Here is a 14,867-nt window from a genome sequence, read left to right on the forward strand (position 1 = left end):
CAGGGGCCGGTGGCATTGCCCTGATCCCGGTATTTCCCGCGGCGCCGCCGGCACGCCGGCCGGCGGAACCGGGTCACCATGACCGCTCTCCCGCCGCCAGCCATCCGCTTTCCTTCAGCCGTCGCGGCGCTTCGGGAGCGCGTCGGGATCCTTGCCTTCCCTGCGCATGCAGTCGGCGATCCAGCCGTACACCTCTTCGCACCCGATGTATTCCCCGCCGAGACGGTGATCCGGATCGAAAGCGGTCTCGATGATCGGATAGCCCTCGAGGCGCTCCTCGGCGGCGCGCAGGAGCTTTGCCCGGTCCGTCCCGCTGCGCGCTAGGTCGACCTTGTTCAGGCAGATCAGGATGTTGTTGCTGAAGCGCTTGATGTTTTCGAGGATCCGGGTTTCGGTGGCACTGATGCCACGCGACGAGTCCACAACCATTACGAACACGTCGGTATGGCGCAGATACTCGTCGATGTGCTGGTTGACTTCTGCGCGGTAATCATTGAATCCGGGGTAGTTCACGATCTGCGCATTGCCATGTTCGCCGATCGGGTAGATCATCGCTTCCTTCGTCGACCCCGATACCGGATCAATGTTGCTGTCCAGACCAAAGACGGCGTGGATCATCGAATCCTTGCCCGAAGAGCCGTCGCCCACCACGCCGATGGTGATGCGTTTCCTGATCATCTGGCGCAGCATGGCAACGTGTACGACCGCAGGCACGGTCTTGCGGAATGCCGGTCCCGCAAGATCGATCGCCAGCCACAGGCCACTGGCGATCCAGCCGATCGGACCGAGCATCACCCCGACCGAACGGGTCAGGGTCGCATTTGTGGCAAATGCCAAGCCATGTCCGAGCAGGGCCCGTGACACCATGTTGGCTACCACCAGTGACGTCCTGTATACGGCAAAACCGGAGTAGTTGCCGACGAGCTGGGCAACGATCGCCGCTGCCGAACCGGTAGGAAACTCCTTTTCCTTCAGGCCCATCGACTTGAACAGTTCGCGCTTCTCCCGGTCAGACATCTTTTCCAGGGCGCCTTCGAACATCTTGAAGAGAATCTGCTCCTCGTTTTTCTGCGTGCTGTAGTTGCTCTGGACCTTGGCCCTGAGCTTTCTGCCGACGTCGAGCACCACCTCGTTGTACGCGACGCCGTCACCGCGGAACAGTGTTGCGATATCGTTGCTGCCCATTTTCCGCAGATGGTCAGCCACCTTCACCGAAGCCTTCAGCAGTCCGCTGTCAGGCACGCCGAGCGTGGTTACGTCCATGTCCAGATACTTCAGCAGCGGCAGGACGTCCTCGCGGGAATACTGGGCGCTGCGGTAAATGATGTCGGTCAGATCAAGTGTTTTTGTCATGATGTTGGTAAGTGTGAATGTTGTCGTGCTACTTGACATTAAGCAATAGTAACCGTAGTGCCACCACCGGCGCCAGCTGGACTGATCATAATGGTGACGTGCGCCGCCGCGTAACCGGCAGCGGCACCAGCGAAGCCGGCGGCAATCAGTGGCCATATCGGAAGGCATGCGACCAGTCCCGCAGCCACTCCACAAGCGGCGCCTGCCGCCGTGCAGGCTGCCAGCTTTGCGCCATCCGGCTGCGTGAACTGCACGCGGATCTTCTTTTCCTTTGCCCATTTTCCGACGCGTTCGATCAGCTCGTGGAGGAGGCCTTCCCCAACACTGAAATTTCCCTTTGCGCCGACGGCCAGGAAGGCGAGCAGTTTTTCGATGTCGGCAATGCGGTTGATGCTGATGGTCATGGTGTCTCCTGTTGTACCGCGATGGTGCGGCTTTTTCCCTATAGCGAAGATCGTGCCAGCATTGCCATAGTGAAAAATGTCCCATGTTTTCAGTAGGTTACGGCGTGCTGATAAAATTAACAGATCGCAACAAATTTGCACTAGAATGCAGTTCTGTTCAGAAACTTTCAGATAGGTGTAGAATTGTCCGGTTTCAGGTCGATATCGCTGTGTGGTGTCCCTTCCGACAGGGCATGTTTCGATACCGGCTACGTCGCCGGAGCGGCATCCGGTGGCGCGTTGAATCCCGTCCTAACCGGCTCGTTCTGGCGCAACGCGCATGATCTGGCCGTGGAACGCGAGTGGGGCAGGGTGGTCGAGCGGCTGCTGGACGGGGATGGGAAGGGCCTGCGCAGTGCCCTGTACGGCTGGCTTGTCGAACAGGGGCCTGCCGGCATTCTGGGAAGCGATGGTCCCGGCAGCGGCCCGGGCGCAGCGCCACTGGCAGCACTCATGCCGCGCCTGAAACGCGGTGCGCAGGAAATCGTGGCGCGCCGCACGGTCTTTCTGCTGCCTGAAAAGGAGTCAGACCTCGGCCGCCTCGCCAGACACTTCGGAACGGGAACGCCGGAGCTCGTGAAAAAGCTTGCCGAGCAGCTCTACCAGCTGCTGGAACACGGACAGGCCGGCCAGTTCACGTTTGTCAGGGTCGGTCGTGCCAGTCCGGGAGAGGGCGTGCTGGACAGGATGATCGAATACCTGCACAGCAGGCTGACCGCCGGCATCCTGGACCAGGCCAGAATTGGCCGTGAAGGGCCGGTACTTTTTGTCGGTCCCACCGGGACGGGAAAGTCGTACGGCGCCCGCCTGCTGGCCAACATGATGGGCAGGCCGTATTTTCCGGTCAACCTGTCGGCGGTCGTCGAAACCATGCTCGAGTCACGCATTCATGGTTACGCTCCCGGCGCGTTCACCGGGGCCAGCCGGAATGGAAGCCCGGGCTGGTTCGAACTGGCCAGCGAAGGAATTCTTTTCCTTGACGAATTCCAGTCGGTACCCGTGGCTTACCAGACCCAGCTGCTTGACCTGCTTCATGCGGTCAGCGACAGGGTGGCCGTCGCGCGCATCGGCGACGATGGCCGGCGCACGCCATGGAATGTCAAGGTCATTCTGGCCGTGAACGAGGATGTTGGCGGACTGCTCCAGACAGGCAGGCTGCGTACCGACCTGTTCTACCGCATGAGGCATCTCGTACACTTCCCGTCGCTGCACGAGCGTCTGGCCGACCCGGAGAAGGGCCGTCTTACGCTGGCGATCCTGCTCAGGACGTACCGGTGGCGTCTTGCCCCGGTCATCGCGCAGGCTGCGGCCGTGCAGGATGACGCTATGGCGCCGGCCACGGACGAGCTGACAAAGGCGAGGCTGCGTTCCATGTATGCCGAGCTCGAGGAAGCCGCTACGGCGCGGCTGCTGGAACACCGGTGGCCGGGCAACCTGCGCGAGCTGGAGCGGGTCGCGAGCGACCTGTTCTGTGACTGTGACGGTACCGATGACCCGGTCATCCGCAGGGCTGCGGTGGACCAGGCCATCGGCCTGTTTTCGGTACCGGGGATGCCGCCGGCGGCGCCTGCCGGTGACGTGCGCGGTAATTCGCGCACCCTGCTGGCGGATGTCGAGGATGCGCTGCGAACGAGCGGATACGTGATCGAGCACACGATCGGCCGTCTGAAACGGTCGCATCCGATGTACAGGCTGCATTCGAGGCGGTCGCTGCGCCTGTTCCTTAGGCAGCACCGGGAAAGGCTGAGCGAGGATGTCCGCAGCAACCGGAGACTGGTCCGTTTTATGCAGGCCGAAGAGATGCCGGCTGGCGCGGCAGGCGCCGCCGGAGGATCCGCCGGCATGGCCTAAGGCAGTTTCCATTACGACGGATACTGTCGCCATCCTCACGCATACTCGACGTTACAGGCACGCCACGGCCAGCCGGATTGAATCCCCCGCCAGCTATGAAGCCCTTATATAGTTAATTTCTTACAGTCAATATTTTCAGGCGATTTCCGGTAGCGGCCGATACTGCATCCGGGATTCCCGTGACTTTTTCCGAAAGGCCTGTCGTGTCCGAATTTGATCAATCCCCAGTATGATCCTTACCGGAATCTCATTGACCGCATGCGCCGTGACCGGTGTGACTGGGACACGGTGGCTGCGGGTGACGTCCCCCCGGGTGAGCTCGACGGCATGCTGACGATGTCGGGGCAGTTCCTGAAATGGCCGAGTCTTGGCGATTCCGCCGCCACCCGCCGCGCGGTCTGGCCGGACATCGTGGCGGCCAAGCGGACGGCGGAGGAGGCGGCCGAATCGGTGACTGGTCCGGTTGTCGTGATTGGCGCTGAGGAAACCGAGCCGGACATCCAGGTTCCGGCCGACCAGTACTCGTCGTGGCAGCTTTACAGAAACCATCTGCTGGGCCAGCACTGGAACGCTGCGGCGGTTGGCAGCATCGAAACCTCGTCCCTGAAAATCCTCCGCCATCTGCGCAAAAACACCCAGGGGCAGCCGGCCGTGCGCGGGCTGGTGGTCGGGCACGTGCAGTCGCGAAAAACGGCGAGCATGGCGGGCCTGATGGCGATGGTGGCCGACCAAGGCTGGAACATGTTCATTGTCCTGAGCGGCACGCTGGAGAACCTGCGCAGGCAGACTAAAAAACGCCTGCTTGGCGACCTCAACCATAATGGCAACCTGCATTGGCGTGCCATCTAGCACCCCTTCGGAGACAGCACCGAAGGCGATCGCGCCCAGGATTACCATTTCAGCGCCGGCCACAGGGGACGGTATTTCACGGTATGCCTGAAAAACCCGTCCCGTTTGGACGGACTGGTGAACTGGATCACGGCCGACCGGCGCAGCCTCGACCAGATGCGGATCCTCGTCATCGATGACGAGGCCGACCAGGGCGGCATCAATACGGCCCGCATGTCGGACCAGGAGCGGACACGCATCAACCAGCTGATCATCAGTCTGACGAAGGTCCGGGCCTGCAGCGTCAACTACGTCGCCTACACGGCCACACCGGCCGCCAACTTCCTCAACGAGGGTCCGGGCGATGGACTCTATCCGGAAGACTTCATCGTCGCGCTACCCCAGTCCAGCGAACATTTCGGGCCGGTCCAGATCTTCGGCCTGCCGGAGGCTGAAAAGGACGCGCTTGACATCGTCAGGACCGTCAGTAAAAAGGACCAGGAAGCCGTGGCGGCACTGCACGACGACGGCCGTGCCCCGGTTCCCGACTCGCTCGAGGAAGCCGTACTCTGGTTTCTCTGCTGTACGGCCGCCATGCGGCATGCCGGTTTTGCCAGACCGGTGACGATGCTCATCCATACCAGCCAGCGCCAGGGGCACCACGAGAACATGGACGCGGCAGTGAAATCCCTGCTGGCGCGGGTCGGCAGGGATTTCAGGAAGCTCAGGAAAAAATGCGAGCAGATGTGGAACCGGGTCACGGCGGATCTGGACCTCGCAGCCTCCCGGGAGCGATTCCCGTCGTATGGCCGTCTCGACTCGGTCAGCGATTTCCCGGACTTCGGCGACTTCGCGGAAGGGCTGCGCGAGCTGGTTTCCGACGTCTCGTCGATCCGCCTCGACGAGGAAGGTGCACTGACCTACGGGCGGGGTATCCACCTGTGCGTCGACAACTGTGCCAACAACGGCGTCAACGACGAAAACGAGGTACGCCGGCTGTTCTATCCTGTCGCCGGCGAAGCGGACAGCCCGGATTTTGCGACCGCCTTCATCGTCATCGGCGGCAGCACGCTGGCGCGCGGACTGACACTGGAGAACCTCGTCAGCACGTATTTTTTCCGTGCATCGGCAGAGGCTGACTCCCTCATGCAGATGGGACGGTGGTTTGGTTACCGCAAGGGTTACGAACTGCTGCCGCGGATCTGGATGCCGAAAGCAACCCTCGAGAAGTTCCGGTTCATGACACTGGCGGAAGAGGACCTGCGCGACGACCTGAAGCGCTTCATGGATCTCGGCTGCCGGCCCTCGGACTACGGACCGCGTGTCCGCGTCCATCCGCGTGCCTCGTGGCTCCGTCCGACCGCGGCCAACCGCATGCAGGCAAAGACCGGCGCGAAATACGATTTTTCCGGCGTAAACCGGCAGACGACCGTCTTCGACGATGGCGCGGACGCGGGCAGCATCCACACGGCCAATCTGGCGCATACCGAACGCTTCCTGGAAAAGCTTGGCGCCCGGAAGGCCGAAAAGGGACGCCGCCATTCCGTCGTCTGGCGTGGCGTGAGGTTCGCCGACATCAGGAGTTTCCTTGCGGGTTTCTCGTTCCACGAGAATGCCCAGTTCTTCTCGGACCTGAAACCGTTCCTCGAGTGGTACGGCGCGAACGAGAACAGGACAGGCTGTGGCGCATGGAACGTGGTGGTCGCCGGGAACGAGCCGGACGCCAAACGCCGCTGGAACGTGCCCGGCGGTGCCGTCGGACGCGTCGACCGTACGCGCCTGCTGGCAAGGAGCAGGCCGGGTGTTTCGGTATCCGTCGGTGTACTGCGTGATCCGGGCGACCTGCTTGCGGACAGCCTCGCGGACGGACCGGTCTCGGAAAAACCGACCAAGGATACCATTTCGGCACTGCGCACCGAAGGCGGGGTAGGCAACGTGCCGCAGCTGCTCCTGTACCTGATCGACAGCAAAAGCAAACCGTCGCCGCACGGGAAGGACCGTGCCCCGCTCGATGCGCCGGCACACATCGTGGGTATGAGCATCTGGCTGCCCGAAAGCGGACGCGAGTCGGGACAGTTTGCCACGCATCTGACGGTGAAAATGCCCGCTGCCCTGGCCACGAAGCGGGCCGGACGACCTGTACGCAGGACTGGCGTCCCTAGCGTACAGACATGCCTTTAGGGTACGGAAGCGGCAGACCGTGTCGCGCCCTGCAGTGTGCCGGCGTGACCGGATAACGGTGGAGAGGTGATGACCGCGGCGGACTACTGTGTGCTGGAGCAGGATTTTCGGCGAATGAACGGGATGTGCCGCGCCGCCTCATCGCTTTTGCGGCTCCCGCATACCGCGTCGGTTTCCCGTGGCTGAAACCGGAAAATTCCCGGCGCCTGATGAAAACAGTGCGTGCGTGGAGCGGTCACAGGGCTGAACGGGGTTGGCATCACGCAGTTCCGGACTGAAGGCCTGCGGTGCATGCGACGGCACCGGCACATCCGGCCGTCTGCGCGGGCAGCTTGGACGATGGCATAAGTGACGCCGGCTCTGTGGTGCCTGATGAAGGCGGAATGCGTTACCGGAATCAGTGAACCCGACGCCAGCCGGCAGTAATTTTGATGCGCACCGGACCGTCCCCCGGTTCTGCCGCAGCCGCGGGTTTCCGTACGAGGCGGATGAAGTAGCCTGCAGCGCCATCCGCACGGGAGAACTCGAGCGCGTCGCCTTCCTCGGCTGCCATCTCCTTCAGGTACCTGGTCATGTAGGTCAGGCGGTACTCGTTCCTGGTTCCGTCCTGGTCGTGCAGCCTGTTGTTGTAGTAGACAAAACGGAATTTGCGCTGCTCCCCCTGCTCGTCGGTGCAATGAATCCAAGCATCCGGGTTCTTGACCCCCGCATCAAGGGAAGGAAAAAACGCAAGGAGTTCCTGTTCGCCTTTCGGAACCAGAATGCCGGCTTGGTGGGTCCCTGTCTTGCCGATATCGTTTGCGCTCAAGATCTTGCTAAAGGATTTCTTCGTCATGTTTTTCTCGGGTAAATTTCGAGGGCGCGCCTGATGTCCGCCGCGTCGCGCGAGGAGACCGGGACGGACTCGTTTGCAAGGGTGTTCTTCCAGACAGAGCGGTCAATCATCACTTCCTCAACCGTATCCCTGTAGAAAAGGCGATAGACCGTTACCGGTTCCGTCTGGCCCCGACGGTGTGCCCGGGCGCTGGCCTGGGCTTCCAGGGCCGGATTCCACACGGGCGTAAAATGGATTACAACCGTGGCCGCCGTGATATTGAGTCCGGCACCAGCCGCCCTCGGGTTCAGGACAAGACATGCCGGACCCACATGTGCAGCAAACCGGTCGACGATCTCTTGGCGCAGCGCTTGGTCAGTGGAACCGTTGATCGCCTCCCAGAAGAGACTGTCCCGCCGTCCCGTGGCTTCGAGCAGCAGTTCGCCGATCCGATTGAACAGGGCAAAAACGATGACTTTTTTGCCTGTCGAAAATGCCTCAAGCAGCAGGTCGCGCGCTCGTTCCAGTTTCGGGGTCATCAGTGGAATGGCGCCGGTGCGCGCGAGCGTGGCCTCGTCCGCCTCTTCCCCTTCCGCACCCGGTACCTGGGCCAGCCACGGGTGGGCGCAGAACAGCTGCAGCCGGAGTGTCGCAACAAGTGCGCCTGCCACGGGATAGCGGGCCAGGGTCTCGCGCCGCACCCTGATGTAGGCATCGACCAGCCCGTCTTCCAGATCGAGGGGGACGTCGATGTCGAGCCGCTCGGGCAGGTCGCCGGCAACGTCGGCCACCCGCCGCTTGAGTATGACGGGATCGGTTACCGGACGCAGGGCCTGGGCCGCCTCGATCGTGTCGCCATACGTCTTTTCGAAATCTTGGCGCGGGCCCAGCAGCCCGGGAATGGCAATGTCGGCAAGCGACCACAGGTCCGCGAGGCTGTTCTCGACCGGTGTGCCAGTCATCGGAATTGTCCTGCGCCGGGGCAGCGATGCGATGACCTGGCGCCGGTGGGAGTCCGGATTCTTGATTGCCTGCGCCTCATCGCAGATCACCCACGACCATTCGAACGACGAGAAGAGCGAGACATCGTTGACCACCGTGTCATAGGTCGCAATCACCACGTTGACCTTCTGCAGGCCACGGTAAACCCCGGTCCGGTTTGGTCCGCGGTGAACCAGTACCTGCACGCCCGACGCAAAGCGCGCGAATTCCCTCTCCCAGTTCGCGATCAGACTGGTAGGACAGACGATCAGGGCGGGGGACTCGGGGCCGGGAAGATCCATAAGAAGCAGGGCGATAATCTGCACTGTCTTCCCGAGCCCCATTTCGTCGGCGAGGATCAGACCTCCCGTCATGCAGACGGTTTCCCACATCCAGCGTACTCCGCGCGCCTGATAGGGGAAGAGGCGGGCGTTCAGGCCGGCAGGCTGCAGCTCCGGTGCCATCTGCTCGGCAGCCTGCCGGCCGTCTTCCGTGAACGACGGTGCCGGTATGGCACGCAGTTCCGGGCTTTCTTCGCGAATGAGCCGCACGGCTTCGCTGTAACGGAGGTCGTCCGGGTCGAGGCTTCCCAGCCGGTTTCTGAACACCCGCGCCGCATCGCGGGGCAGGGGCCTGATGGTCGTACCGTCGGCTACCCAGCCGTGCCTATGGGTGGGAGCGGCAACTGTGGTGGAAACGCCCCTGACGGTCCGGATACCGGCGAGCGTGGCCCGGATCTTCCCGCCGGCCCGCTGCACGAGCAGTACGGGCTCGACGACCCGTTCCGACAGCGTGAACCCGTCGGGGAAGCAGGCCAGCAGCTCCGCAAAACTCTCGGGCAGGACTGCGGGGTCAGTCACCGCCTGCTCCCATCAGGTCCCTGAGTTCTTCGGGAGAATAGGGCAGGGGACGCCGCGTGTGGACTGCCCGGTGGCAGGTCGGGCAGAGCGGCACCAGGTCGGTCCGCGGATCGTAGGCACGCGGCTGTCCCAGCGTGCACAGCGGCTGGCGGTGATGAACCTCGATCACACTGCCGGCGGCGCCATACCGGGCGCGGGGGGCTATTCCGCAGGCCGCACAGCGCTCGCCATGAATGCGGATGCAGAGGAGCCGGTTGCGCGGATTGCGTTCCCGCCTGCGCACGACGGAACGGAGCAGCGCGCCCTCGGAGATGTCGTCGCCGTCTTCTTCCGGGCTGTCGATCAGGTCGTAGCCGATCAGTTCTGCCATGGCTGCCATGAGGGGAACGATGACCTCACGGCAGGTGGCGGCGAGTGCCTGGTCGGAATGGGGCCCGTCGAGATTCCGCACCGTGGCGCTGATCCTGAAGGAACCGTCCCTGATGAGCCAGCTGGCAGGGTTCTGTCCCGGCATCTCCAGCACAACCCCGGGCCGGATCGAGGCCACCAGCGCGCGTGCCAGCTGGACATCTTCCTCCGCCGCCTGCTGCATCTGCCTGACGACCGCCGCGGAAAAATTTCCGAAACCGAGTTTGACATGGTGTCCCCTCAGCCCGTAGGGAACCAGCTCGGCAACCGGGCCATGCCGTTCGTCCAGATCCGCGAACCAGATCTTCAGGCTGCGCCGCAGCCTGTCATGGCGCACCGTTCCGGCAAAGGCCGCGCCCGTACCTTCCTGGAGCTCACCCAGGATGAGTTGGATCCGGTCGGTGATCATGTCACTCCACGTCGTCCTGGTCCGCCAGCTCGGCCGGCTCCGGTTCCGGCAGGTTGCGCAGCAGCTTGCGCAGGTTGCTGGAAATTTCTTCGCGGATGTCCTGGAAGATCGGTGCCATCTCTTCGTTCGTATTGTTCTGCTCGGCCACGGCGAACGCCCACAGCAGCAGATCCATGCCTTCCACGGCGTAGCCGTTCGCCGCGGCCCGCTTGTAGATCTTCTGGTAGAAGTCGTGATGCCTGTTGAGCAGGACTGCCGGAACGTAGCCTTCGGCGTCCGGGGCGCGCAGGGCAGGCTGCCACAGCTCGCCGCTGGTGATGCTGTCGACGGCTTCGACAAACATGGTGTCGGCATTCACATGGTTCTGGACCGGTACCCGCAGTCTGATCTTCGCACCGTGGTTGTTGGACACGATGGCTGACTGCGTCGCCGGGTCCACCGAGGCCACCTGCGGCTTTGCCGCGTTTCCGGTGTCGCCGATGTTCTTGTTGGCACTGGTATGGTCAACCGGCTTTGCACCATTCTGGTCGCGGTTTTTCCTGCGATACCGCAGGCTGGCCTCGCGGTAGATCGGCAGGAGCAGCCTGCGCAGGCCGTCTGCCAGCTCGGGATGGAACAGGATGCGGGACTTTTTTACGTCGATGCGGAATGCGTCGTCGAGCCGGTGACCGAAGTCGAATTCGATCCGCAGCAGGGAGTAGTGGGGCTCGGGCACGCCGAAAACGTCAAGCCATCCACCATCCTGAATCAGGCGCCCTTCCCGGTAAACATAGAATCCTTGGGCGCGGTTGGTGATGCGGGCATGCTGCCTTTCCTCATCCCTCGTCATGTCGAGACGGTGGGGCAGCAGCCACGCCCGCATTGTCGCGGTTTCGATGGACCCGTCCGGCATCTCGACCTCTAGACGCTGCATCTTTTCGGCGAGAACCTGCTCCGAGCGTGCAGGATAGAAGGGGTTCCACGGCTCGACGGGCTGCTGGTTGACCAGAATGTCGACGTTGCGTTCGCGCGCGTCCCCGCTGTCGAGAAAGCGGTGAAAGACCAGCGACAGGTGCTTCGACAGGCTTTCTGCCAGCCGCGCCACCGCGCCGCGCTCCTGCGTACTGCCGGGCTCGTACTCCTTGGTCAGGATCCGGTCGCATTTTTCCCAGATGACAAGTGTGCCGGTAGGACCGCACATCTCCTCGAACACGTCCTGCTCGTCTGCCGTGACCGGCTCTTTCAGCATCTCCCACGCCCGGGCGTCGGCTACGTGATCCAAGTCCCACGTCAGCTTGGCGAGGCCCTGGTCTGGCGAGCTGCGCGAGATGACCGTGTACCGCCGGCAGACAGAGCTCGACGCGGTCTTGAGACCCAGACCGAATTTTCCCAGGCTCTCCCGGTTCTCGCGCTCGGGGGCGCCATAGCGCATGGCACGGTGCACGCCTGCAGCGTCCATTCCCCTGCCATTGTCGCCAAAGTAGACAAACTTCCTGCCGTCAGCGTTCAGCACGATCTCGACGTAAATCCGGTCGGCCTCGGCGGCGATCGAGTTGTCGATGATGTCGGCGGCCGCGGTCTTGACGTTATAGCCGGTGTCACGCAGGCCGAAGATGAGCCGGGATGCATCCGGCTCGTTGATCAGGTCGTTCATGGATACTTCCGTACGGGGCAGTCAGCCGCGATGTGTTAGGTGGTTGGGATGCTAGGGATCTTTTGGGAAATTATATTTGAACGGGGGGAGAACAGTGGAACTTATTGTTTTGATCTGTCACGTAAAGACGGTACCCGTGTATTGCCGCCGTGCTGTCAGGCCCATGCCGAATGTGCACGAGTGACAACAGTGATCGATTTCTGCAGGTCCGCAGTTACGGACGCGTAAACGGCTGGCCGGGAACGGGAGACAGGCCGCAACGGATGACCGGAGGCCGCCGGACAGGGCGGGAGCCCTGGCAGAAGTCTGCAGCGGTTAGGATCGTGCGCTTCATCACCTTCGCACCGGCGATGCGGCTTCCGCCCATGCCGTCCACCGGTGCATGCCAGCCGCAGGGCGCTTCCGTTTCCCCTGCGCGGCAGGTAGCAGTAGCGGTACCGCACCCCGACCGGGCATACTGCTGTGCTTGACAGAAAATGGCTCCGTAACACCCGTTGCGCCGCCCGCCACCCTACACCTGACGACAATGACATGGAAGAGATTGAACAGCTGAGAAAACAGAATGCGGACCTACTGCTGGCCCTGCGCCAGGTCCGGGACACGGCGCTCGAGGAAGCGGCGCTGGCCTACGAACGAACATCCAGGCCCCGGGCACGGCGGACTGGCAGCGGCCATCCGGTCCATGAAAGAGGGGACGTGCGCTGCCGGCGCAGTTCCCGTCCTTCCGCGGATGGCCGGTGACTCACCCGCTGTCACCGGCACAGCCGGCCTGCCCGGTGACTGGCAGCTAGTTATGGACGAGGTTGTGCGGGCAACCCACAAGTTCCCGACCTGGCCGACCGACCCCCTTCATGCCGTCGCCATACTTGGAGAGGAATTCGGCGAACTGACGAAGGCCGTACTGCAAACGGTTTACGAGCCACACAGGGTAGGGGGAAGGCGACCTGCGCACCTAGGCGGTCCAGACGGCGGCGATGGCCCTGCGCTTCCTTGCCAGCCTGGACAGCTATGCGTTCGCCCCCGGCGCGCAGCACGTGCAGTCATGAATGGCCTTGTGGGCGTCATACCCCCACGGCAGGCTGTACACGGCTGAGCCGCTCCAGGCAGCCCTGCCATGCCCCAGGCTTTCACGGTCGGCGGAAGACCGGATCGGGCCGCCTGCCAGCGCGGGCAGCCGTATGCCACCAGGGCGTTTTTTGCGGCTGATACTGTCTGCGCTACCCGAGGTCCAGACCACCCTGTGCCGGAACGGCTTTTTCTGGTGCGCTTCGTTTCCGGCGTGCTTTAGGGCTGCCTTCCGTTTCTGCCGGATCACCAGGGGTTTCTTCCACCGCCGGTACGGTCACCGGCGCTTTCGCAGTGACGTTCGCCTTGTTGCCTATGTCGTTGCCCTGCCGTGCGGCTGCTTTCCTCGGAGACTTTTTGCCAGAATGCGCCGTCCGTGAACCTGTCTGCGACGGGTTTGCGTTTCCTGGCTCCTTGGCACCTTCAGACACGGGAGGCACAGCAGGCGGGGCCGGCTCTGTACCCCGTACGTCCGGTAACGCCGCGTCAGGCGTCGTAGCACCGCCGGTGACAGGAACTTCATTCGCCGGCAGGGCCGGTGCGGTCTCATCCGTCTGTCCTGGCGTTTCACTGGCTTCGTCATCTGTCCGGAGCACCTGCGCGGCGTGGAGCGTCCGTGCCTCTTCCGAAATCACAACGGTATTGCCTGCCGAGGGACCTTCGCCGGGAAGTGACGGGGCAGGGGACGGCCCGGCACTGTAGGGAACATGTTCCTGCGTGTCCTCCGTCTGCCTTGCCGCCAGGAGGTCCTTCATTTCCTGATCCCCTGCCTGCTGTGCGTGGCTGCTGGCCGCGCTGTCAGTCAGCGCGGGCCCGTTCGGGGCTGGTTTGGCCGCTCCGGCACCGCGGACTGGCACGGCGGCAGGTTCGTGTGCTGGCGGAGAGGCGGCGTCTTTCAGCTGCCAGGCAGGTACCGGTTCCAGACGCTCTTCCTGGCCCGCAAACAGCAGCGCAGGATACTTCTGTCGATGCAGATGGCGGTAGGTTGGTGCAATGTGTTCCATGCCAAGGTAGGCGCCCATCATCCAGAGCGCATTTGCAATCTGTTCTGGCTTCACAAGGCCGGCGAGGCTTTTTACATCATTCAGTACTGACGGCACATCGACCGTCGAGCGCTGGTCGTGAAAGGCAAGTTTCCAGTGTAGAAACAGGGCAAGTGTCACCAGACTGATCCTCGCAGTGACTTTCTGTGCAACGTCGAGGCAAATTTCCAGCCGGGACAATGCAGGATCGCCATAGACCAAAGCCAGAGAGGGTTCGGCACCATTTGTCTTCTCCCGCAGACCGTCCCAGACCGTACGGACTTCCGCGGTCTGATCGTTCACCGTGTCAGTGCCCGCCATGAGCACGCCCAGAACGTAAACGCCCCTGAGACTGGGTGGCATGCCGTTCAGGTTGACGGGCCTGTTGTTTCTGGCAGGCTTGGTGTCACCAAAGGCGCGTTCCACCCACGTTTCCGGGGCATCAACGGCCTGCTCGCGGAAGAGTTCCGCGATTTCATCCGGTTTTCTGTGTTCAGCGGCCATGAGGGCACGGGGCAGCGAGTCGGCGAAGTCGCTGTCCGCCACAAACCTGCGCAGACCATGGTCGATCAGCAGGTTCGCAAACAGATTCCCGGCGCCGTTCGAAGCGACGGCCTTCCGGCTGATCCTGAAATGAGTAAATTCGTGCTCGAAAATGGCTGGAGACAGGTTGACCATCCCGGCCAGATGCAGGGTCAGGGCTGTTCCTGCATCCTCCGAAAGCGGAATAAACTTTTTCACCCCGGACAACGGCAGACAGCGGATGCCGGGATTCTCGTCTTCCCCCCAGGTTCCCGGGCCGCTGATCTCGGCAATCAGTACCCCCGCCGGATCATCCGGCGCAAACGCCGGCAGGGTCCTGAACAGGCTTTCCGGCGACAGGCCTGATGAGGCCGCGCCGGCGTGCATTCGGCCGTGTGCAATCCTGCCTGTCAGCACTGGCAGCACGTCGTCTGCCAGCCACTGCTGAAGTTCGCTGACGGAAATACCGATGAAATATCTGTGCATGTGGGTCCCCA

10 protein-coding genes are annotated in these 14,867 nt (G+C 62.7%); 3 read left to right on the forward strand and 7 right to left on the reverse strand.

Features of this window, described 5'->3' with window-relative positions; translation table 11 throughout:
- Nucleotides 1-114 precede the first annotated feature (114 nt).
- Both AC56KW_RS19365 and AC56KW_RS19370 read right to left on the reverse strand, forming a co-directional pair.
- On the reverse strand, nt 115-1,353 hold the full coding sequence (locus AC56KW_RS19365; protein ID WP_497172305.1) for a GTPase: 1,239 nt from the start codon (nt 1,351-1,353) through the stop codon (nt 115-117).
- A 38-nt stretch (nt 1,354-1,391) separates the two neighbouring features.
- Nucleotides 1,392-1,757 (reverse strand): hypothetical protein, encoded by a 366-nt coding sequence (locus tag AC56KW_RS19370; RefSeq protein WP_497172306.1) that lies wholly within the window; start codon nt 1,755-1,757, stop codon nt 1,392-1,394.
- Between the two features lie 279 nt (nt 1,758-2,036).
- Between AC56KW_RS19370 and AC56KW_RS19375 the strand changes: the two genes are divergently transcribed.
- The 3 genes from AC56KW_RS19375 (at nt 2,037) to AC56KW_RS19385 (ending at nt 6,656) form a co-directional block, all read left to right on the forward strand.
- Nucleotides 2,037-3,647, forward strand: coding sequence for a sigma 54-interacting transcriptional regulator (locus tag AC56KW_RS19375; RefSeq protein ID WP_497172307.1), 1,611 nt, complete (start codon nt 2,037-2,039; stop codon nt 3,645-3,647).
- A 213-nt stretch (nt 3,648-3,860) separates the two neighbouring features.
- On the forward strand, nt 3,861-4,496 hold the full coding sequence (locus AC56KW_RS19380; protein ID WP_497172308.1) for a hypothetical protein: 636 nt from the start codon (nt 3,861-3,863) through the stop codon (nt 4,494-4,496).
- Nucleotides 4,497-4,613: 117 nt separating this feature from the next.
- Nucleotides 4,614-6,656, forward strand: a complete 2,043-nt coding sequence (locus AC56KW_RS19385) for a Z1 domain-containing protein (protein ID WP_497172309.1) — start codon at nt 4,614-4,616, stop codon at nt 6,654-6,656.
- 397 nt (nt 6,657-7,053) lie between these two features.
- Here AC56KW_RS19385 and AC56KW_RS19390 read toward each other — a convergent pair whose 3' ends face one another.
- The 5 genes from AC56KW_RS19390 to AC56KW_RS19410 all read right to left on the reverse strand — a co-directional run bounded on the left by AC56KW_RS19390 (nt 7,054) and on the right by AC56KW_RS19410 (nt 14,856).
- Entirely contained in the window at nt 7,054-7,491 is a 438-nt protein-coding gene (locus AC56KW_RS19390; RefSeq protein WP_497172310.1) for an EcoRII N-terminal effector-binding domain-containing protein, read from the reverse strand.
- Entirely contained in the window at nt 7,488-9,311 is a 1,824-nt protein-coding gene (locus AC56KW_RS19395; RefSeq protein ID WP_497172311.1) for a DEAD/DEAH box helicase, read from the reverse strand. The genes AC56KW_RS19390 and AC56KW_RS19395 overlap by 4 nt, the downstream gene beginning before the upstream one ends.
- Nucleotides 9,304-10,128: an HNH endonuclease gene (locus AC56KW_RS19400; protein WP_497172312.1), complete on the reverse strand. Its 825-nt coding sequence runs from the start codon at nt 10,126-10,128 to the stop codon at nt 9,304-9,306. The genes AC56KW_RS19395 and AC56KW_RS19400 overlap by 8 nt, the downstream gene beginning before the upstream one ends.
- A 1-nt stretch (nt 10,129) precedes the next feature.
- Nucleotides 10,130-11,761 carry an ATP-binding protein gene (locus tag AC56KW_RS19405; RefSeq protein ID WP_497172313.1) on the reverse strand — a complete coding sequence of 544 codons (1,632 nt, stop codon included), beginning with the start codon at nt 11,759-11,761 and terminating at the stop codon, nt 10,130-10,132.
- A 1,217-nt stretch (nt 11,762-12,978) separates the two neighbouring features.
- On the reverse strand, nt 12,979-14,856 hold the full coding sequence (locus AC56KW_RS19410) for a hypothetical protein (protein ID WP_497172314.1): 1,878 nt from the start codon (nt 14,854-14,856) through the stop codon (nt 12,979-12,981).
- Nucleotides 14,857-14,867 lie beyond the last annotated feature (11 nt).

The organism is Telluria sp. RT2P19 (assembly GCF_059685725.1).

What these genes read in the sequence shown, in the direction of transcription:
- AC56KW_RS19365 (WP_497172305.1), bottom strand. Translation starts at nt 1,353, where the DNA reads ATGACAAAAACACTTGATCTGACCGACATCATTTACCGCAGCGCCCAG.
- AC56KW_RS19370 (WP_497172306.1), bottom strand. Translation starts at nt 1,757, where the DNA reads ATGACCATCAGCATCAACCGCATTGCCGACATCGAAAAACTGCTCGCC.
- AC56KW_RS19390 (WP_497172310.1), bottom strand. Translation starts at nt 7,491, where the DNA reads ATGACGAAGAAATCCTTTAGCAAGATCTTGAGCGCAAACGATATCGGC.
- AC56KW_RS19400 (WP_497172312.1), bottom strand. Translation starts at nt 10,128, where the DNA reads ATGATCACCGACCGGATCCAACTCATCCTGGGTGAGCTCCAGGAAGGT.
- AC56KW_RS19405 (WP_497172313.1), bottom strand. Translation starts at nt 11,761, where the DNA reads ATGAACGACCTGATCAACGAGCCGGATGCATCCCGGCTCATCTTCGGC.
- AC56KW_RS19410 (WP_497172314.1), bottom strand. Translation starts at nt 14,856, where the DNA reads ATGCACAGATATTTCATCGGTATTTCCGTCAGCGAACTTCAGCAGTGG.